19 protein-coding genes are annotated in these 18,598 nt (G+C 69.4%); 15 read left to right on the top strand and 4 right to left on the bottom strand.

From position 1 onward, the window contains the following. Positions 1 to 21: 21 nt before the first annotated feature. Both VAPA_RS26810 and VAPA_RS26805 read right to left on the bottom strand, forming a co-directional pair. The gene (locus tag VAPA_RS26810; protein ID WP_021013133.1) at positions 22 to 444 is read right to left on the bottom strand and encodes a VOC family protein; all 423 of its coding nucleotides are present in this window, start codon (positions 442 to 444) and stop codon (positions 22 to 24) included. A gap of 106 nt (positions 445 to 550) precedes the next feature. Continuing rightward, positions 551 to 1,921, bottom strand: a complete 1,371-nt coding sequence (locus VAPA_RS26805; RefSeq protein WP_021013132.1) for an amidase family protein — start codon at positions 1,919 to 1,921, stop codon at positions 551 to 553. Positions 1,922 to 1,996: 75 nt separating this feature from the next. Between VAPA_RS26805 and VAPA_RS26800 the strand changes: the two genes are divergently transcribed. After that, positions 1,997 to 3,616 (top strand): CYTH and CHAD domain-containing protein, encoded by a 1,620-nt coding sequence (locus tag VAPA_RS26800; RefSeq protein WP_021013131.1) that lies wholly within the window; start codon positions 1,997 to 1,999, stop codon positions 3,614 to 3,616. Positions 3,617 to 3,640: 24 nt separating this feature from the next. Here the strand turns inward: VAPA_RS26800 and VAPA_RS26795 are convergent, their stop codons facing one another. Next, entirely contained in the window at positions 3,641 to 4,117 is a 477-nt protein-coding gene (locus tag VAPA_RS26795) for an FKBP-type peptidyl-prolyl cis-trans isomerase (RefSeq protein WP_021013130.1), read from the bottom strand. Between the two features lie 138 nt (positions 4,118 to 4,255). On the opposite strand from VAPA_RS26795, the gene VAPA_RS26790 reads away from it, so the two are divergent. Genes VAPA_RS26790 through VAPA_RS26765 form a run of 6 tightly spaced genes read left to right on the top strand, consistent with a single transcriptional unit; the run spans position 4,256 to position 9,034 of the window. Further along, complete coding sequence (locus VAPA_RS26790; RefSeq protein ID WP_021013129.1) at positions 4,256 to 5,038, top strand: amino acid ABC transporter ATP-binding protein; 783 nt, start codon at positions 4,256 to 4,258, stop codon at positions 5,036 to 5,038. Between the two features lie 32 nt (positions 5,039 to 5,070). Beyond that, entirely contained in the window at positions 5,071 to 6,024 is a 954-nt protein-coding gene (locus tag VAPA_RS26785) for an aminotransferase class IV (RefSeq protein WP_021013128.1), read from the top strand. 50 nt (positions 6,025 to 6,074) lie between these two features. Then, positions 6,075 to 6,926, top strand: coding sequence for a transporter substrate-binding domain-containing protein (locus VAPA_RS26780; RefSeq protein WP_021013127.1), 852 nt, complete (start codon positions 6,075 to 6,077; stop codon positions 6,924 to 6,926). Positions 6,927 to 6,960: 34 nt separating this feature from the next. Further along, on the top strand, positions 6,961 to 7,641 hold the full coding sequence (locus VAPA_RS26775) for an amino acid ABC transporter permease (protein WP_021013126.1): 681 nt from the start codon (positions 6,961 to 6,963) through the stop codon (positions 7,639 to 7,641). A 2-nt stretch (positions 7,642 to 7,643) separates the two neighbouring features. Next, on the top strand, positions 7,644 to 8,312 hold the full coding sequence (locus VAPA_RS26770; protein WP_021013125.1) for an amino acid ABC transporter permease: 669 nt from the start codon (positions 7,644 to 7,646) through the stop codon (positions 8,310 to 8,312). A 38-nt stretch (positions 8,313 to 8,350) separates the two neighbouring features. Next, entirely contained in the window at positions 8,351 to 9,034 is a 684-nt protein-coding gene (locus VAPA_RS26765; protein WP_021013124.1) for a GntR family transcriptional regulator, read from the top strand. Between the two features lie 7 nt (positions 9,035 to 9,041). Here VAPA_RS26765 and VAPA_RS26760 read toward each other — a convergent pair whose 3' ends face one another. Then, complete coding sequence (locus VAPA_RS26760) at positions 9,042 to 9,974, bottom strand: LysR family transcriptional regulator (protein WP_021013123.1); 933 nt, start codon at positions 9,972 to 9,974, stop codon at positions 9,042 to 9,044. 85 nt (positions 9,975 to 10,059) lie between these two features. Between VAPA_RS26760 and VAPA_RS26755 the strand changes: the two genes are divergently transcribed. From VAPA_RS26755 to VAPA_RS26720, 8 genes are all read left to right on the top strand, one after another. Next, positions 10,060 to 10,440: a DoxX family protein gene (locus VAPA_RS26755; RefSeq protein ID WP_021013122.1), complete on the top strand. Its 381-nt coding sequence runs from the start codon at positions 10,060 to 10,062 to the stop codon at positions 10,438 to 10,440. Between the two features lie 32 nt (positions 10,441 to 10,472). Continuing rightward, positions 10,473 to 11,333 carry a pirin family protein gene (locus tag VAPA_RS26750; RefSeq protein WP_021013121.1) on the top strand — a complete coding sequence of 287 codons (861 nt, stop codon included), beginning with the start codon at positions 10,473 to 10,475 and terminating at the stop codon, positions 11,331 to 11,333. Between the two features lie 314 nt (positions 11,334 to 11,647). Then, positions 11,648 to 12,439 (top strand): class II aldolase/adducin family protein, encoded by a 792-nt coding sequence (locus VAPA_RS26745; RefSeq protein ID WP_021013120.1) that lies wholly within the window; start codon positions 11,648 to 11,650, stop codon positions 12,437 to 12,439. Positions 12,440 to 12,532: 93 nt separating this feature from the next. Further along, positions 12,533 to 14,101: an ABC transporter substrate-binding protein gene (locus VAPA_RS26740; protein ID WP_021013119.1), complete on the top strand. Its 1,569-nt coding sequence runs from the start codon at positions 12,533 to 12,535 to the stop codon at positions 14,099 to 14,101. A 40-nt stretch (positions 14,102 to 14,141) separates the two neighbouring features. Further along, complete coding sequence (locus tag VAPA_RS26735; protein WP_021013118.1) at positions 14,142 to 15,113, top strand: ABC transporter permease; 972 nt, start codon at positions 14,142 to 14,144, stop codon at positions 15,111 to 15,113. Then, a complete protein-coding gene (locus VAPA_RS26730; protein ID WP_015867972.1) occupies positions 15,110 to 15,961 on the top strand; it encodes an ABC transporter permease in 852 nt (283 codons plus the stop codon). The genes VAPA_RS26735 and VAPA_RS26730 overlap by 4 nt, the downstream gene beginning before the upstream one ends. After that, positions 15,958 to 17,616 carry an ABC transporter ATP-binding protein gene (locus tag VAPA_RS26725; RefSeq protein ID WP_021013116.1) on the top strand — a complete coding sequence of 553 codons (1,659 nt, stop codon included), beginning with the start codon at positions 15,958 to 15,960 and terminating at the stop codon, positions 17,614 to 17,616. Before VAPA_RS26730 ends, VAPA_RS26725 begins: the two co-directional genes overlap by 4 nt. Then, the gene (locus tag VAPA_RS26720; protein WP_021013115.1) at positions 17,616 to 18,587 is read left to right on the top strand and encodes a 2-hydroxyacid dehydrogenase; all 972 of its coding nucleotides are present in this window, start codon (positions 17,616 to 17,618) and stop codon (positions 18,585 to 18,587) included. The genes VAPA_RS26725 and VAPA_RS26720 overlap by 1 nt, the downstream gene beginning before the upstream one ends. Positions 18,588 to 18,598: the final 11 nt, after the last annotated feature.

Genomic DNA, 18,598 nt, shown 5'->3' with positions numbered 1-18,598 from the left:
GTGTGCTTCAGCAGCGCGGCATCACGCGTTCTGATGCGGCACTTCGGCGTTCGGGTCCATGTACATCAGCTCCCACAGGTGGCCGTCGATGTCCTGGAAGCCGTGGCCGTACATGAAGCCATAGTCCTGCGGCTCGCGCGGCACCGTGCCGCCCGCGGCCACCGCCTTGGCCACCATTTCGTCGACCTCGGCGCGGCTTTCGCACGAGAGGCACAGCAGCACCTCGGTGCTCTTGCTGGTGTCGGTGAGGCTCTTGCTCGTGAAGGTCTTGAAGAAGTCTTCCACCAGCAGCATGGCGTGGATGCTGCCTTCCTGGATCACCATGCAGGCGGCGTTGGCGTCGGTGAACTTCTCGTTGAAGGTGTAGCCCAGCGCGGCAAAGAAAGCCTTGGACTTGTCGAGGTTCTTGACGGCGAGGTTCACGAAGATCTGCTTGTTGGCCATGGTTGTCTTCCTGTGTCGATGAAGAGTGGATCGGATGTTTGCCGGTGTGTTGTGTACACCGTCCACAAAAGATACCAGAGAAAATGGACGGCGTCCACATTATTTTTCAAGCGGCACTTCCCGCCAGCAGGCTGGCCAGGGCGAGGGTGCTGCGGTCCTCGAAATACGGGCCGACGATCTGCACGCCGAGCGGCAATCCGTCGGCCGTGAAGCCTGCGGGAGCGACCGTGGCGGGCAGTCCGCCCAGGCTCGCGAGCCCGGCCCAGGCACCCAGCGCGCCATAGGGTGTCGGCCTTTCATCGACAGTGAGCGTGCGCTTCTCGAAATCGGGCTCGGCCACATGCTCGAAGGCCGCGCAGCCCACCGCCGGGCACAGCACCGCTTCGAATTGCGTGAACAGCGTGCGCAGCTGCGCCCGAATACGCGTGCGCGCGGCCAGCAGGTCGAACCAGGTGCGCAGCGGCATCGGCGACCGGCCACCGGGCTCGGCATGCGCGAGCACGGTCTGCACGATCTGGCCGTAGGTGTCGCCGACTTCGGCCAGGTCGGGCAGCAGGTCCGAGGCTCGGGCCACCGAGACGCCCGCCTTCGCCAGCCGCTGCCCGGCGCCCTCGATGGCGGCGCGCACATCGGCCGCCACCACGGCCTGCGGATGCGCGGTGACCACGAGCACGCGCCAGTCCTTCGCAGCCGCATGGCGCGGCGCAGGCAGCACGAAGCGTCCCTCCGCCACATGGGCCGCGTCAGGTCCGGCCAGCACATCGAGCGCCAGCGAGAGGTCGTCCGCACAATGGCCGATCGGTCCGATCACGGAGGGCAGCCCGGCCGGCACCTCCTCGGTGCCCGGAAACGCGAAGCCGCGCGTCGGCAGCAGGCCGTGGCTCGGCTTGTGCGCGTACACGCCGCAAAAGCTCGCGGGAACACGCAGCGAGCCCATCAGGTCGCTGCCGAGCTCCAGCGCCACCATGCCGGTGGCCACCGCCACGGCGGCGCCGCCCGACGAACCGCCCGGCGTGCGCTTCGCATCGAGCGGGTGCACGGTGCGGCCGTACACCGGATTGGCGCATTGCCAGTCGGCCAGCGCGGGCGGCACGTTGGTCTTGCCGAGAATCACCGCGCCCGCCGCCTTGAGGCGCTGCACGGCCACGGCGTCCTGCTGCGGCACGAAATCGCGAAACGGCGGCAGGCCCCAGCAGGTCGGCAGGCCGGCAACGTTGAAAGCCTCCTTCACCGTCATCGGCACGCCCAGCAGCGGCCGGCGCTCGCCGCGCGCGAGCGCCGCGTCGGCTTCGGCGGCCTGGCAGCGCGCGCGGTCGAAGTCGCGCACCACCACCGCGTTGAGCGTGCCATCGAGCGCCTCGATGCGGGCGATGGCGGCTTCGCACAATTCCACCGCGCTCACCTGTTTGGCGGCCAGTGCCTTGGCCGACTGTGCGGCTCCGGCGGCCAGGAGAGCGGTGGGGTCGAGGGTGGTCATGGTGCATGCCTTCCTGCTGCTTATCCATTGCAGCGACAGTGCTCGCATGGCGCGCAATGAGAAAGACAGAGCATCATGGCCGCCATGGAAATCGAGTTCAAGTTTCACATTCCCGCGGGGCGCCTGAAAGCCGTCGAGGCCGCCATGCGGCGCGGCACCGTGGTGCGCACCCGCCTGCAGGCGCGCTACTTCGACACCGCCGACCAGGCGCTGGCCGCCCAGGGCATCGTGCTGCGCCTGCGCAAGGAGGGGCGGCGCTGGGTGCAGACCGCCAAGGCCACCGGCGACAACGCGCTGCACCGGCTCGAACACAACGTCGACCTTGGCGCCGCGGCGGCGGGCGGTGCAGCGCCGGCCGTCGACCCGCAGCGCCACCAGGGCACGCCCGTGGGCGAGCGGCTTGCCAAGGTGCTGGCCGCGAGCGGCGCCCCGCTGGTCGAGCGGCAGTCCACCGACATCGTGCGGCTCACGCGCGACGTGCGCACCACCGGAGCCGGTGCCGCCGTGGTGGAACTGGCGCTCGATGTCGGCAAGGTCGTCGCCCATGCGGGCACGCCCGGGCAGCGCGAATCGCCCGTGTGCGAGCTGGAGCTCGAACTCAAGCGCGGCGACGTGCGGGGCCTGGTCGCGCTCGCGCGCCGCTGGTCGCAGCAGCACGGCCTGTGGTTCAGCACCGTGTCCAAGGCCGAGCGCGGCGCGCGCCTGCTGGCGAAGCTCGATGTGGTTCCGGCCGTGAAGGCCGAGACGCCACGCTTTGCCGAAGAGAAAGAAAAGCTCGACGGCCGCGCCATCCAGCAGGCCGTGGTCGCGTCCTGCCTGGCGCAGATGCTGCCGAACGCGAGCGAGATCGCCGCGGGCAGCACGGATGAAGAACAGATCCACCAGCTGCGCATCGGCATCCGGCGCCTGCGCACCGCGCTGCGCGAACTGGCAGGGCTCGACCAGCGCACGGATCTTTTCAACGGCGCCGAATGGGAGCCGCCGCTGGTCGAGGCCTTCCGCGCGCTCGGCGCCCTGCGCGACCGCGAGCAGGTCGTGAAGCTGGCGCAGCCGCAACTGCGCGATGCGGGTGCGCCGGAGTTCGATCCGCTGGCTGGCGACGATGCGGCGGCCGGGGCGCCGTCGCCCGGCGAGGTCGTGCGCTCGCCGGCGTTCCAGTCGGTGCTGGTTTCGCTGATCGGCTTCACCGCGGCCACCGCTGCGCAAGCGCCGCCACAAGGCGATGCCGGAGGCGCCGGGCAGCCCCCGTCAGCGCCGGCGCCGCTGAATGCCGGCGAGGCGCGCCGCCATCTGCGCAAGCGCCTGCAGCGCCTGCATGAACAGGCAGTGCGCGACGGCCACCGCTTCGAATCGCTGGCCACCGAAGACCAGCACCGCACGCGCAAGCGGCTCAAGCGCCTGCGCTACCTGGCCGAATTCGTGGCGCCGTTGTTCGCCGATGGGAATGACGAAGATGAAAAGTCATCGCCCGCCGGGCGCTACCTGAAGCGGCTGCGCCCCGCGCAGGACGCGCTGGGCGAATTCAACGACGAAGCCGTCGCGCTCGCGCTCTACCGCGAAGCCACCGGGCGCGATGCCCGCGCATGGTTTGCCGTCGGCTGGTTCAGCGGGCGCCATGCGGCGGGCGCGAAGGCGTGCTGCAAGGCGCTGGGCAGGATCGAGAAGGCGCCGCGGTTCTGGAAAAAGAAGAAGTAGAACCAGGCCGCTGAACCCGATTGGTCAGTGATGGTGCCCGTGCGCACCATGCACGTGCCGATGCTCGATTTCCACCGGCAGCGCCGCGCGCACGTCCGTCACCTGGAGGCTGAAGCGCAGCGCCTTGCCCGCCCACGGATGGTTGCCGTCGAGCAGCACGACCGGGCCCTTGATCTTCATCACGGTGAAGAGGTGCTCGCTCCCGTCGTCGAGCCGCCCCTCGAGTTGCCCGCCCACCTTCACGCCCGGCGGAAAGTCGGTCTTGGGGATGCTGCGCACCAGCGACTCGTCGCGCAGGCCGAAGGCGTCTTCGGGCGCCAGGTTCAGCGTGGTCTGGAAGCCCTTTTCCTTGCCATCGAGCGCTTCCTCGATCTTGGGCAGCGTGTTCTCGTAGCCGCCATGTAGGTAGGCCATCGGCTCGGGGCTGGCTTCGATGAGCTTGCCCTGGGCGTCGGCAACCTTGTACTTGAGGGTGACGACCGTGTCTTTTTCGATTTTCATGGGGGGCGATTCTCCCGCAGGGGCGAACCGGCCGTGCCGCGGCTGACGAGCGCCCCCGCGAGACGCGTGGCATGGACCTTGCATGGATAGTAGAACTCCCGATTGTCGATTGTCCGACAATCAATACCATCGCATGCCATGACAGCCGCCACGCCCGTTCTCCGCATCCAGGCCCTGCACAAGCGCTTCGGCAGCCACCACGTGCTGCGCGGCATCGACCTCGACGTGCTGCCCGGCGACCGCATCGCCATCATCGGTTCGAGCGGCTCGGGCAAGAGCACGCTGCTGCGCTGCCTCAACTTCATGGAAATGCCCTCTGCCGGGCAGGTGGTCCTCAAGGGGCGCGCCGTGGGCCGGCCCGTGGCGGGTTCCGACACCCTGCGCTATGGCGAGAGCGAACTCAGCGAGGTGCGCAAGCAGGTCGGCATGGTGTTCCAGCAGTTCAACCTGTTCCCGCACATGACGGTGCTGCAGAACGTCATGGAGGGGCTGGTGACCGTCAAGCGCCTGCCCGCGGCGCAGGCCCGCGAGCGCGCCATGGCCGAAATCGCCAAGGTCGGCCTGGCGGAAAAGACATCCGCCTACCCGGGCCACCTGTCCGGCGGCCAGCAGCAGCGCGTCGCCATCGCCCGTGCGCTGGCCATGGAGCCCGAGGTGCTGCTGTTCGACGAGCCGACCTCCTCGCTCGACCCCGAGCTGGTCGGCGAGGTGCTCGGCACCATCCGCGCGCTGGCCGACGAGGGCCGGACCATGCTGCTCGTGACGCACGAGCTCGGCTTTGCCTACCACTTCGCCAACAAGGTGGTGTTCCTCGCCGACGGGCTGCTGCACGAGAGCGGCACGCCCGACGAGGTGCTCAAGCACCCGAAGCAGGAGCGCACGCAGCGCTTCATCGAGCGCTTCACCGCCTTCCACTTCTGACCCCCACGCGAACCACCGCAGGACCCTCATTCATGCACGCCGACAGCGCCCCCTCGACGACCAGTTCCCAGGCCTACGCCCCCGATGCACGCAACGACGCGGTGCTCGTCTACGTGAACGGGCAGTTCGTGCCGCGCCACCAGGCGGTGGTGTCGGTGTTCGACGCCGGCTACGTGTGCGGCGACGGCGTGTGGGAAGGCGTGCGCCTGGTCGACGGCCGCATCGTGTCCTTCGACGCCCACATCGACCGCATGTACGAGGGCGCGAAGTCGATCGCGCTGGACATCGGCATGACCCGGGCGCAGACGAAGCAGGTGGTCGTCGACACCTTCCTGCGCAACGGCATGCGCGACGGCGCGCACGCACGGCTCATGGTCACGCGCGGCGTCAAGAAGACGCCCAACCAGGACCCGCGCTTCATCATCGGCGGCGCCACCGTGGTGTGCGTGGCCGAGCACAAGGTGGTCACGCCGGAGGCCAAGCGCAACGGCCTGAAGCTCTTCACCTCGACCTTGCGCTGCAGCGGGCCGGACGTGTTCGATCTGCGGCTCAACTCGCACAGCCGCCTCAACCTGATCCAGGCCCTGATCCAGGCCATCCAGGCCGGCGCGGACGAGGCGCTGATGCTCGATCCGAACGGCTTCGTCTCGAGCTGCAACTCCACCAACTTCTTCGCGGTGCGCAACGGCGCGCTGTGGACCTCGTCGGGGCGCTACTGCTTCAACGGCATCACGCGCGCCACCGTGGTGCGGCTCGCACGCGAGGCGGGCATCCCGGTGCACGAAGGCGACTTCACGCTGGCCGAGGTCTACGCGGCCGACGAGGCCTTCGTCACCGGCACGCTGGCCGGCCTCACGCCGGTGTCGTCGGTCGACGGCCGCGCGCTGGTGCCGCTCGGCCCGCTCACGCAGCGGCTCGACGCGCTCTACCGCGCCTACATCGCCAGCGCGAACGAGGCCCACGGCGCGCTGCCCGCGGCCGCCTGAACACCGCATCGCCTGCCCCCTTCAACCTCAGTCCACGGAAAGCCCATCCCATGAACGCCACCACTCCCTTGCGGCGCCTGCGCCGTGCCGTCGCCCTTGCGCTCGCCGCCTCCCTCTCGCTCGGCAGCCTCGCCGCCGGCGCGCAGACCGCCACGCTGCAGAAGATCAAGCAGAGCGGCGAGCTGCGCATCGGCGTCGCGCCCGGCGACCCGTGGTACTTCCGCGATCCGGCCTCCGGCACCTGGACCGGGCTCGGCGTGATGCTCGGCGAACAGGTCGCCAAGGAGATGGGCGTGAAGATGACGCCGGTCGAGACCACCTGGGGCAACAGCGTGGCGGCGCTGCAGGCCGGACAGATCGATGCCATGTTCGTGCTCGACGCCACCGAAGAGCGCAAGAAGGCGATCGACTTCCCGGCCAGCCCGCTGCTCTGGTACGCGCAGGGCGTGCTCGCGAAGGAAGGCCTCGTCGCCAAGAACTGGGCCGACCTCGACAAGCCCGAAGTGCGCATCGGCGTGGCGCTCGGCACGGCCACCGACCGCGACCTGACCACGCGGCTGCCGAAAGCGAAGATCGAGCGCTTCACCAACACCGACGAGACCGTGGCCGCCTTCATGTCGGGCCGCGTCGACGCGATCGGCTTCTACCACCCGGCGCTGGTCATCGCGTATTCGAAGATCCGCAAGGGCAAGGTGCAGGTGCCGCAGCCGGTCGTCGCGCTGCCGACCAGCGTGGGCATCCGCCGCGAGGCCGACGCGGGCTTTCGCAACCAGCTCGACGGAATCATCGCCAAGCTCTATGCATCGGGCCAGACGCAGGTACTGTACGGCCAGTACCTCAAGACCAAGGGCATCGACCCGGCCACCGTGCCCGGCGTGATGAAGGAAACACTCGGCCAATAGGCCGAGCGGATCGAACTGGCCGGGCGAGCGCCAAATGAACTACGACTGGGACTTCAGCGGCGTCTGGTCGCACCGCGACATGCTGCTCGCGGGCTTTGTCGGCACGATGAAGATCGCCGCCGTCGCCATCGCGCTGGGCGTGGTGTTCGGCGTCGTGCTCGCGGCCCTTCGGCTGTCGGGCAGGGCGTGGCTCGCCAGGCCCGCGCTGTGGATCATCGAGTTCTATCGCAACACGCCGCCGCTGGTGCACTTCTTCTGGGCCTTCTACGCATTGCCGGTGCTCATCGGCGTGAGCCTGGACCCGTACGCGGCGGCGGTCATCGCGCTGTCGACGCAGTCCGGCGCGTTCTTCGCCGAGGTGTTCCGCGGCGGCCTGGTGTCGATCGAACGCGGGCAGTGGGAAGCGGCGCGCGCCATCGGCATGCGCTCGCACCAGGCCTTGCGCCGGGTGGTGCTGCCGCAGGCGCTCGCGCGCATGCTGCCGCCGTTCATCGAGCGTTCGTTCGAACTCATCAAGACCACCGCGCTGGCCTCCACGCTGGCCTACTCCGACCTGCTCTACCAGGCCATGCAGCTCAACTCGATCACCTTCCGGCCGCTGGAGGTGTACACGGTGGTCGCGGCCATCTTCTTCCTGGCGCTGTTCTCGCTGAGCCTGCTCGCGCGCATGGCCGAGCATCGCCTGGCCGTTTCCACCCGCGCTGCAGGACACTGACGATGGACTTCACCTGGGACTTCTCGGCCGTGCTGCAGCACTGGCCCGTGCTGCTCAAGGGCGTGGGCGTCACGGCCGGCCTGTGGGCCGTCGCCTTTCCTTCGGCCATGGCGATCGGCCTCCTGGTCGCGCTCGGCGCGCGGTCGAAAAGCCGCCTCGTGGGCACCGCGACGCGCGGCTACATGGAGCTGTTCCGCAACATCCCGATCCTGATCCAGCTGGTGTGGTTCTTCTACGCGTTTCCGATCCTCACGGGCTGGCAGCTCACGCCCTACGTGGCGGCGCTGCTGGCGCTCTCGCTCAACGCATCGGCCTACTGCTCGGAGATCTTCCGCGGCGGCATCGCCTCGCTGCCGGCGGGCCAGTGGGAGGGTGCGCGCGCCCTGGGCATGCGGCGCGTGCAGGTGCTGCGCCGCGTGGTGCTGCCGCAGGTGCTCAAGCGCATGCTGCCGGCTTTCACCAACCGCGGCATCGAGCTGGCGAAGAACACATCCATCGCTTCCGTCATCGCGGTGCACGAACTCATGTACCAGGGGCGCGCGCTGAGCGCCGCCTACTATCGGCCGCTGGAAATCCTGACGGCCGTGGCCGTGGTGTACTTCGTGCTCATCTACCCTGGCGCCTACGCGGCAAGCCGCCTCGAAAAACGCCTCGCCTTGCGCAGCCACTGACGTCCACCGCCCACGCCCCCGACATCCGACCCGCCGCGATGAAGACCCTCCCCGATTTCGCCCCCGCTCCCTCGGCCACGCGGCGCGACTACGTGGCGCAGACCCTGCGCGACGCCATCCTCACCGGGAAGATCGCGCCCGGCACGCAGCTGGTCGAGAGCCACTTCGCGATGCAGTTCGGCGTCAGCCGCGGCTTGCTGCGCGAAGCGATCCGCGAGCTCATCGAAACCGGCCTGCTCGTGAACAAGCCCTACGCCGGCACCTACGTGACGGACATCAGCGAGGAAACCATGAGCGACGTGTACGAAGTGCGCCGCATCATGGAAAGGCAGGCGTTCATCCGCCTGTGGCCGCAGCGCGACGAAGCCTTTCGCGCCGAGATGACCGCGCGCTACGAGGCATTGGCCGAAGCGGCCTCCAGCAGCGAACTGCATCGCGAGAGCGCGGCGGAGGCCCACTTCCACGGCCTGGTCTACGAGCGCTGCGGCAATCAGCTGCTGCTCGACGTCTGGCGCCAGATGACGCAGAAGATCCAGCTCGGCTTTGCGGTGTGCCGCCTGACCCACGCGCCCAAGCCCGACTTCGCGGAGAACCACCACCTGTTCCTCGAGCTGGCGATCGGCAACGACCTCAACGCGATGCTCGAGGAGCTCGATGCGCATTTGCTGCGGGGCTTGTCGACCATTCGACACGCGCTGCGCAACACGGCCCCGCGCGGCTGAGCATGGGTCACGAAATCCGGTCGGCCCGCAACATCTCCGGCAGTGCCTCCACCGCGCTGAGCTTCTCCATCACCATCCCGATGAACGCCGACACCGCCAGCGGCAGGTGCTTGCGGCTCGGGTAGAGCACGCTCAGCCCCTGCCCGGTGCGCTGGTACTGCGGCAGCACCGGCACCAGCCGGCCGGCCTCCAGGTCGAGCCTGGCCATGGTGGGCGGCAGCAGCGCGATGCCCAGGCCGGCGAGCGCGGCCTTGCGCAGCGCCTGCGCGGTGTTGCCGCTGAAGCGGCCCGCGACCTGCACTTCTTCTTCCGCGCCGCCGGGGCCGGCCAGGCGCCAGAGGGTGCGGCCGCTCGGGTGGGGCGAGGTGACGCAGTCGTGGTCCGCCAGGTCCTGCAGCGTGGCGGGCGCGCCGCGCGCGGCGATGTAGGCGGGGCTCGCGACCATGCCGTCGGTCCGGGCGCCCAGGAGCTTGCGGCCGACGTAGCCGGAGTCGGGCAGCGCGCCGCCGCGGAACGCGATGTCGATCTGCTCGGCGATCAGGTCGGCCCTGGCGTCGCTCAGAACGAAGTCGACGCGCACCCGCGGGTGCGCGGCCAGGAAATCGGCCACCCACTCCATCGGGAAGAAATCGAAGAAATCGGCCGTCGCCGCCACGCGCACCAGGCCGCTGGGCTGCTGGCTGCCGGTGATCAGCTCCTGCCCGGCCTCGACCAGCCCGTCGACCGCGCCCGCGCAGCGCTCGTGAAAGGCCTGGCCCGCGCTGGTCAGCGTGAGCCTGCGGGTGGAGCGCTGCATGAGCCGCGTGCCCAGCTGCGCCTCGAGCTGCTGGATGCGCCGGCTCACGGTGTTGGGCGGCAGGCCCAGCCGGCGCGCCGCCCCGGCAAAACTGCCGTGGCGCACCACCTGCACGAACATGGCGATGTCGTTGAGGTCGAGCATGGCGGAGATTCCTTCTATTGATGGACGAGTGCAATCCGATTCTGCCGTCTAGTCGATCAATGGGTGCCACCCTAACCTTGTACCCATGACTTCCTCATCCTCCACTTCCCCGATCCAGCGCCGCATCGTCTGGGGCGTTCGCATTCTTCTGGCGCTGGCCTTCGGTGCCGCCGGCCTCGCCAAGCTGGCCGGCGTGCCGCAGATGGTCCAGGTGTTCGAGGCGGTCGGCTTCGGCCAGTGGTTCCGCGACCTGACGGGCGTGGTCGAGGTCGGCGGCGCAGTGCTGCTGCTGGTGCCGGCGACCGGCTTCATCGGCGGCCTGCTGCTGACCGCGACCATGGCCTGCGCCGTGGCCACGCACCTCGTGCTGATCGGCGGCAGTCCCGCGCCGGCCGTGGTGCTCCTGCTGCTGTCGGCCTTCGTGGCCTGGCGCCTGCGCCCCGTGCCGGCGGCCCGCGCCGCCTGATCTTTCTTCTTCCATCGGTTAAGGAGCCTCCCATGACCACCGCCGTTGCCACCACCATCACCACCGAAGCCCGCGCCATCGTCTACCGCACGCGCGGCTCGCAGCACGGGCCGATCACGCGGCTCATGAGCCCGGGCGACCTGGGCGAATTCCTCAAGCCTTTCGTGTTCCTCGACCTCTTCGGCTTCGACACCTCGGGCGGCCGCAAGGGCTTCGGCATGCATCCGCACTCGGGCATTGCCACGCTGACCTGGCTGATCGACGGCGACACGCGGTACGAAGACACGACCGGCGAGCAGGGCGTGCTGCCGGCCGGCGGCGTCGAGTGGATGCGCGCCGGCAACGGCGTGTGGCACGACGGCGCGCCCGCGCCGGGCACCAAGCGCGTGCAGGGCTTCCAGCTCTGGGTGGCCCTGCCGGCCTCGGAAGAAAACGCGCCGGCGCAAAGCATCTACCTGGCACCCTCGCAGGTGCCGCGGGAAGGCCCGGCGCGCGTGCTGCTCGGGCGCCACGGCGCGGCGCAAAGCCCCATTCCGGCCCCGGCGCCGATCAACTACCTGGCCGTGCAGCTGAAGGATGGCGAGCACTGGCGCTACACGCCGCCCGCCGGCCACACGGTGGGCTGGATCGCGGTCGACGCGGGCCGGCTCGATGCGGGCGACGGCGAACCGATCGCTGCCGGCGAGCTGGCGGTGTTCGAGGAATCGGGCGCGGCCATCGGCTTCGTGGCCCACGGCGACACGTCCTTCGTGCTGGGCTCGGCCATGAAGCATCCGCATGAACTGGTGATGGGGCACTACTCGGTGCACACCAGCAAGGCGGCGCTCGAGCAGGGCGAGGCCGAGATCCGCCGCATCGGCGCGCGGCTGCGCGAGGAAGGCCGCCTGCGCTGAGGCGCGTTTCAGCGCTGCACCCTGGTGCAGCCGGCGCCTTCATGGCGCAGCCATGCCGCCCCAAAGGCACCGTCCGGCCCCACGCGCCGCGCGCACTTTTCTCCAGTGCGCGCGGCGTTTTTCCTGGCGCCCGCCCTTTGCCGGCGCGCCTTTGCGCACTTCGACCCGCCTCACCAAGGGCTTACCCCATCACGCGGGCCTGCATATTGCTTAAGACTGTCGTCGGTTGACTGTCGACAGTTTGCGCAGTCGACCCGATGAACCCCGAACATGGCGCCGGCGGCTCCCGCCGGGCCTGGAAAAAGGAACGCGATATGCAATTGCAGGCAGTGGGCCGCAAGGCCCCACCCGTGTCCGATGCCGAGCGCCAGGTGCGTGAAGACCTGGCCGCGGCCTACCGCCTGGTGGCGCACTACGGCATGGACGACAGCATCTACACGCACATCTCCGCGCGTGTGCCGGGCACCGAGGACCAGTTCCTGATCAACCCCTTCGGCACGCTGTTCAAGGACATCACGGCCTCGTCGCTGGTCAAGATCGACCTGGACGGCCGCATCCTCGACGACTCGCCCTGGGACGTGAACCCGGCCGGCTTCACCATCCACAGCGCGGTGCATTCGGCGCGCCACGACGCGGCCTGCGTGCTGCACACGCACACGGTGGCCGGCGTGGCGGTGTCGTCGCTGGCGGGCGGGCTGCAGCCCTGCAACCAGTGGGCGCTGCAGTTCTACAACCGCGTGGTCTATCACGACTTCGAGGGCATCGCGCTCGACGCCGGCGAGCGCGAGCGGCTGGTGGCCGACCTGGGCCCGACCGCGCGCGCGCTGATCCTGCGCAACCACGGCCTGGTCACGCTCGGGCGCACGGTGTCGGAGGCCTTCATCCTGATGCTCAACCTGGAGCGCGCCTGCCGCGTGCAGGTGGCGATCCAGTCGAGCGGCCTGCCGGTGTATCCGGTGCCGGCCGAGGTCTGCGAGAAGACCGCCCAGCAGTACGAAAGCGGCGACAGCGTGCGCCAGCCGGGCCAGCCCGATCCCAACGCGCGCGAATGGCGCGCACTGCTGCAGCGCATCGATCCGCTTCCCGCCACGTCGTACCGCGACTGAACGCGGCGCCGCCATTTGCGGCGCCCCGCGTTCTTGCGTTCCCCGTTTCTTCGTCCCCACCCGCTCGCACAGAGCCACAAGGAGTTTCCGCACATGAAACGTCGCAACCTCATCCAGATGGGCGCCGCCTCGGCCGCCGGATTGACGCTGGCGGGTGTCCCGCTGCACCTGCTGGCGCAAGGCAAGAAGGGCGGCGTGATCAACGCCGTGGTCCAGCCCGAGCCGCCGGGGCTCATGCTGGGCATCACGCAGAACGGCCCCACGCAGATGATCTCGGGCAACATCTACGAGGGCCTGCTGCGCTACGACGAGAAGATCAACCCGCTGCCCTCGCTGGCCACCTCGTGGACCGTCAACAAGGAAGGCACGCTCTACACCTTCAAGCTCAAGCCCGGCGTCGCCTGGCACGACGGCAAGCCCTTCACCTCGGCCGACGTGGTGTTCTCGGCCGACGTGTTCCTGCGCAAGACGCATGCGCGCCTGCGCGCCAACCTGGCCGCGGTGGAGAGCATCAAGGCCATCGATCCGCTCACGGTCGAGTTCAAGCTCAAGTACCCCTTCGGCCCCTTCATCGGCATCTTCGAGGTCGGCAGCATGCCGATGATCCCCAAGCACATCTACGAAGGCACCGACTTCGCGACCAACCCGGCCAACGCCACGCCCATCGGCACCGGGCCGTTCAAGTTCAAGGAATGGGTCAAGGGCTCGTACATCCAGCTCGTGGCCAACGACAAGTACCACGTCAAGGACGTGCCGCTGGTCGAGAGCGTGTACTTCCACGTGATTCCCGATGCGGCCTCGCGCGCGGCGGCCTTCGAATCGGGCAAGGTCGACCTGGTACCGGGCGGCGCGGTCGAATACTTCGACGTGCTGCGGCTCTCGAAGCTGCCGGGCGTGGCGGTCACCACCAAGGGCTGGGAGTTCTTCGCGCCGCATTCGTGGCTGTGGCTCAACAACCGCAAGGCGCCGATGGACAAGGTCAAGTTCCGCCAGGCGGTGATGTACGCGATCGACCGCGAGGCGATGGCCAAGATCGCCTGGCAGGGCTTCGCCAAGCCCGCGACCGGGCCGTTCAACAGCAACATCAAGTTCTACAGCACCGACGTCGCCAAGTACCCGCGCAACGTGGCCACCGCCAAGAAGCTGCTGGAAGAAGCCGGCTACAAGGGCGAGACGCTGCGCCTGCTGCCGCTGCCCTACGGCGAGACCTGGGCCCGTTCGGCCGAGATCCTGCGCCAGAACCTGGCGCAGGCCGGCATCAAGGTCGAGCTCGTGGCCACCGACGTGGCCGGCTGGAACCAGAAGCTCAACGAGTGGGACTACGACCTTGCCTTCACCTACGTCTACCAGTACGGCGACCCGGCGCTGGGCGTGGCGCGCAACTACACCACCGGCAACATCGCCAAGGGCTCGCCCTTCAACAACGTCGAGGGCTACTCGAACCCGAAGGTGGACGAGCTGTTCGATGCCGGCGCCAAAGAGAGCGACCCCGAGAAGCGCAAGGCCATCTACCTGCAGGTGCAGAAGATCCTGCTCGACGAAGTGCCCGTGGCCTGGCTGCACGAGCTCAACTTCCCGACGCTGTACCGCACCAAGCTGAACAACATCATCAGCTCGGGCATCGGCCTGAACGACAGCCTCGGCACCGCAACGCTCGCATGACGGCCAGCCCGCAGCACAGGCAATTCCGCAGGAGCCGCCGATGAAACGTACGCAATTCATGCTGGGCCGCGTGATGCAGGGCCTGCTGGCGATCCTGCTGATCGCCACGGTCAACTTCATGCTGGTGCGCGCGGCGCCGGGCGATCCGGTGTCGGTGCTGGCGGGCGAGGCGGGCGCGTCCGATCCGCAGTTCGTGGCGCAGCTGCGCGCGCAGTTCGGGCTCGACCAGCCGATCACGACGCAGCTCGCCACCTACGTCGGCAAGGTGGTGCGGCTCGACCTGGGCTTCTCGTACCGGCAGCAGCAGCCGGTGCTCAAGCTCATCATGGACCGGCTGCCGGCCACGCTGCTGCTCACGGGCACGGCGTTTGCGCTGTCGCTGCTGTTCGGCATCACGCTCGGGGCGCTGGCTGCGCGGCGGGCCGGCACCTGGGTCGACAGCTCGATCACCGTGGTGGCGCTCATCTTCTATGCCACGCCGCTCTACTGGCTCGCGCTGATGGCGGTGCTGGTGTTCACGGTGCAGCTCGACTGGCTGCCGGGCTTCGGCTTCAGCACCGTGGGCTCCGGCGCCACCGGCCTGGCGCTGGCCTGGGACATCGCGGGCCACCTGGTGCTGCCGGCGCTGACGCTCGCGCTCTTCTACATGGCGGTGTATGCGCGCATGACGCGCGCCGCCATGCTCGAGGTGGCGCAGATGGACTTCGTGAAGACCGCGCGCGCCAAGGGCGTGAAGCCCGGCCGCATCCTGCGCGCGCACGTGCTGCGCAACGCGCTGCTGCCGGTGGTCACGCTCGCGGGCATCCAGGCCGGCGGAATGATCGGCGGCGCGGTGCTGACCGAGACCGTGTTCGCCTGGCCCGGCATCGGCCGCCTGATGTTCGACGCACTGCTGCAGCGCGACTACAACCTGCTGCTCGGCGCCTTCCTCGTGACCGCGGCCATGGCCGTGCTGTTCAACCTCATCACCGACCTCGTCTACACGCTGGTCGATCCCCGGATCGAGCTATGACCCTGCTGCAAAGTCCATTCTGGCGGCGCTTCTGCCGCAACAAGGGCGCCGTGCTCGGCATGGCCGTGCTGGTGCTGGTGGCCGTGGTGGCCCTCATCGGCCCGTGGGTCGCGACCAACGATCCGTGGAACATGGTCGAGCAGCCGTTCCTGCGGCCATGGACCGAGCCCGGCTTTGCGCTCGGCACCGACACGCTGGGCCGCGACATCCTCTCGGGCGTGATCTACGGCGCGCGCATCTCGCTCCTGATCGGGCTGGTGTCGACCGTGGTCGCGCTGCTGATCGGCGTGACGCTCGGCGCCATTGCCGGCTACTTCGGCGGCTGGATCGACGCGGCGCTGATGCGCTTCACCGAACTGTTCCAGGCCGTGCCGAGCTTCGCACTCGCCATCGTGCTGGTGGCGATCTTCCAGCCCTCGGTCAATTCGATCGTGGTGGCCATTGCCATCGTCTCCTGGCCGCCGGTGGCGCGGCTGGTGCGCAGCGAGTTCCTCACGCTGCGCCAGCGCGATTTCGTGCAGGCTGCGCTGCTCGCAGGCCAGTCGACGCCGCGCATCATCCTCACGCAGATATTGCCCAACGCCATGTCGCCCATCATCGTGATGGCCTCGCTCATGACGGCCACGGCCATCCTGCTGGAGTCGAGCCTGAGCTTCCTCGGCCTGGGCGACCCGAACCAGATGAGCTGGGGCTACATGGTGGGCGCGGCGCGCACCGTGCTGCGCCAGGCCTGGTGGATGGCGCTGTTCCCCGGCCTGGCCATCGTGCTGACCGTGCTCGCGCTCAACCTGGTGGGCGAAGGCCTGAGCGACGGGCTCAACACGCGGCTCGACGGGAGGGGCAAATGAGCGCCACCGTCACACCGATGAAGCCGGTGCAGCCGGTGCTCGACGTCGTCAACCTCGGCATCCGCCTGCCCAGGGGCGCGGACCGCGCGCTGGCCGTCGACGGCGCCACGCTGTCGGTGCTGCCGGGCCAGACGCTGTGCGTGGTCGGCGAATCGGGCTCGGGCAAGTCGATGATCGCCAATGCCGTGATGGGCCTGCTGCCGCGCCCGCACGTGGCGCCCGTGGCCGGGCAGATCCTGTTCGAGGGTCGCGACCTGCTGCAGCTCACCGAGCCGCAGATGCGCGAGCTGCGCGGCCGCCGCATCGGCATGGTGTTCCAGGAGCCGATGACGGCGCTCAACCCCGTGATGCGCATCGGCGAGCAGATCGGCGAAGTCTTCGACGCGCACGGCAGCGTGCCCGCGGCCGAGAAGCGGCGGCGCATCCTGGCCGCGCTGGCCGATGTGGGCCTGCCGGATCCGGAGCTGCTGATCGACGCCTATCCGTTCCGCCTCTCGGGCGGCCAGCGCCAGCGCGTGATGATCGCCTGCGCGCTGGTGCTCGAGCCCGTGCTGCTGATTGCCGACGAGCCGACCACCGCGCTCGACGTGACGACGCAGGCACAGATCCTCGCGCTGATCCGCGAGCTGCAGCAGCGCCGCGGCACGGCGGTGCTGTTCATCACGCACGACTTCGGCGTGGTGTCCGAAATCGCCGACCACGTGGTGGTGATGCAGACCGGCCAGGTGGTCGAGGCCGGGCCGGTGCGCCAGGTGCTCGATGCGCCGCAGCACCCCTACACGCGCAAGCTGATCGCCGCCATCCCCACCGGCAACGCGGAGCGCGACACCCCGACCGGCGAGATCGTGCGCGTGCTGCAGGTGCAGGACCTGTGCAAGACCTACACCTCGGGCAACGGCCTCTTCAAGCGCGGCCGCTCGGTGCAGGCCGCGAAGAACGTCAGCTTCGAGCTGCGCCGCGGCGAGACGCTGGGGCTGGTCGGTGAATCGGGCTCGGGCAAGTCGAGCGTGGGCCGCTGCCTGGTGGGGCTTTCGCCGTTCGACAGCGGCCGCATCCTCTTCAAGGGCCGCAGCCTGTCGCAGGGCCCGGCCTTCCGGCGCGAGGCCGCGGGCAGGATCCAGATGGTGTTCCAGGACCCGTACGCATCGCTCAACCCACGCCACCGCGTGGGCGCGGCCATCGCGGGCGGACCGATCGCGCAGGGCGTGGGCAATGCCGAGGCCATGGCGCGCGCGATGGAGCTGCTGAAGCTCGTGGGCCTGGGCGCCGACGCGGCCGAGCGCTACCCGCACGAGTTCTCGGGCGGGCAGCGCCAGCGCATCGGCATCGCCCGTGCGCTGGCCATGCAGCCCGAACTGCTGGTGGCCGACGAGCCGGTGTCGGCGCTCGACGTGTCGGTGCAGGCGCAGGTGCTCGAACTTTTCGCGCAGGTGCGCGAGCAGTTCCAGCTCGCCATGGTCTTCATCACGCACGACCTGCGCGTGGCCGGCCAGATGTGCGACCACATCGCGGTGATGCAGCGCGGCGAGGTCGTCGAATACGGCGAGACGCACAAGGTGCTCGGCGATCCGAAGCACGCCTACACGCGCAAGCTGATCGAGGCGGTGCCGCGGCTGGTGTCCGCCGCGTCGCCGGTCGAGGCGCTGGTCGCGTGATGGCGACGCCAGACGACAACGGCGAGGGCGGCACGCCCTGCGTGGCGATCCTGAGCGCGGTGCTGGACATGGAATACCTCGCCGCGGCCTTCCGCGAGGCCCGTCCCGGCATCGACCTGCGCCTGGGCGAAGAGCTCGGCGCGCTCGACCAGATCGATGCGGCCGTCTGCTGGGTTCCGCCGCACGGCCTGCTCGCCCGGATGCCGAAGCTGCGGCTCGTGCAGTCGCTGGCCGCGGGCATCGAGCACATCACGGCCGACGCGGAACTGCCGCGCCACCTGCCGCTGTGCCGCATCGTCGACACCGGCATGGCGGCCGGCATGAAGGCCTATGTCTGCTGGGCCGTGGTGCAGCAGCACCGCGGCATGCGGGCCTACGTCGCGAGTTCCGCGGCCCGCCGGTGGGAGGAGCAGCCGATCGTGTCGCCGCGCCACCACCGCGTGGGCATTGCGGGCCTGGGCACGCTGGGCATGGCCTGCGCCGAGGCGCTGGCCGCCATCGGCTACCCGGTGCGCGGCTGGAGCCGCAGCGCGAAAGAGGCCTTGCCGGCCGGTGTCGAGGGGTTCCACGGCGCCGCGCAGCTCGACGAATTTCTTTCGGGCTGCGACACGCTGGTGTGCCTGCTTCCGCTCACCGCCGAGACGCACGGCTTTCTCGATGCCGCGCTGTTCGCCAAGCTGCCGCGCGGCGCGCACCTGATCAACGTCGGCCGCGGCGACCACCTGGTCGAGGCCGACCTGCAACCGGCGCTCGATGCGGGCCAGCTCTCGGCGGCCACGCTCGATGCGTTCTCGCAGGAGCCGCTGCCGCCGGAGCATCCGTTCTGGGGCGACCCGCGCATCCTCGTCACGCCGCATATCGCCACGCGCACCGACAGCCTCGTGATCGCGCGCCAGACGCTCGACAACCTCGCGTCGGTGCGGCAAGGCCGGCGCCCCGCGAACCAGGTCGACCTGGCGCGCGGCTATTGATTGAACTCCCT

This window comes from Variovorax paradoxus B4 (assembly GCF_000463015.1).
Lineage (GTDB): Bacteria > Pseudomonadota > Gammaproteobacteria > Burkholderiales > Burkholderiaceae_C > Variovorax > Variovorax paradoxus_E.
Note: the sequence above shows the minus strand (reverse complement) of the source record. Positions and strands in the feature narration are given on the sequence as shown.

Coding starts and splice junctions, on each gene's coding strand:
- VAPA_RS26810 (WP_021013133.1), bottom strand. CDS start 444: ATGGCCAACAAGCAGATCTTCGTGAACCTCGCCGTCAAGAACCTCGAC.
- VAPA_RS26805 (WP_021013132.1), bottom strand. CDS start 1,921: ATGACCACCCTCGACCCCACCGCTCTCCTGGCCGCCGGAGCCGCACAG.
- VAPA_RS26800 (WP_021013131.1), top strand. CDS start 1,997: ATGGCCGCCATGGAAATCGAGTTCAAGTTTCACATTCCCGCGGGGCGC.
- VAPA_RS26795 (WP_021013130.1), bottom strand. CDS start 4,117: ATGAAAATCGAAAAAGACACGGTCGTCACCCTCAAGTACAAGGTTGCC.
- VAPA_RS26790 (WP_021013129.1), top strand. CDS start 4,256: ATGACAGCCGCCACGCCCGTTCTCCGCATCCAGGCCCTGCACAAGCGC.
- VAPA_RS26785 (WP_021013128.1), top strand. CDS start 5,071: ATGCACGCCGACAGCGCCCCCTCGACGACCAGTTCCCAGGCCTACGCC.
- VAPA_RS26780 (WP_021013127.1), top strand. CDS start 6,075: ATGAACGCCACCACTCCCTTGCGGCGCCTGCGCCGTGCCGTCGCCCTT.
- VAPA_RS26775 (WP_021013126.1), top strand. CDS start 6,961: ATGAACTACGACTGGGACTTCAGCGGCGTCTGGTCGCACCGCGACATG.
- VAPA_RS26770 (WP_021013125.1), top strand. CDS start 7,644: ATGGACTTCACCTGGGACTTCTCGGCCGTGCTGCAGCACTGGCCCGTG.
- VAPA_RS26765 (WP_021013124.1), top strand. CDS start 8,351: ATGAAGACCCTCCCCGATTTCGCCCCCGCTCCCTCGGCCACGCGGCGC.
- VAPA_RS26760 (WP_021013123.1), bottom strand. CDS start 9,974: ATGCTCGACCTCAACGACATCGCCATGTTCGTGCAGGTGGTGCGCCAC.
- VAPA_RS26755 (WP_021013122.1), top strand. CDS start 10,060: ATGACTTCCTCATCCTCCACTTCCCCGATCCAGCGCCGCATCGTCTGG.
- VAPA_RS26750 (WP_021013121.1), top strand. CDS start 10,473: ATGACCACCGCCGTTGCCACCACCATCACCACCGAAGCCCGCGCCATC.
- VAPA_RS26745 (WP_021013120.1), top strand. CDS start 11,648: ATGCAATTGCAGGCAGTGGGCCGCAAGGCCCCACCCGTGTCCGATGCC.
- VAPA_RS26740 (WP_021013119.1), top strand. CDS start 12,533: ATGAAACGTCGCAACCTCATCCAGATGGGCGCCGCCTCGGCCGCCGGA.
- VAPA_RS26735 (WP_021013118.1), top strand. CDS start 14,142: ATGAAACGTACGCAATTCATGCTGGGCCGCGTGATGCAGGGCCTGCTG.
- VAPA_RS26730 (WP_015867972.1), top strand. CDS start 15,110: ATGACCCTGCTGCAAAGTCCATTCTGGCGGCGCTTCTGCCGCAACAAG.
- VAPA_RS26725 (WP_021013116.1), top strand. CDS start 15,958: ATGAGCGCCACCGTCACACCGATGAAGCCGGTGCAGCCGGTGCTCGAC.
- VAPA_RS26720 (WP_021013115.1), top strand. CDS start 17,616: ATGGCGACGCCAGACGACAACGGCGAGGGCGGCACGCCCTGCGTGGCG.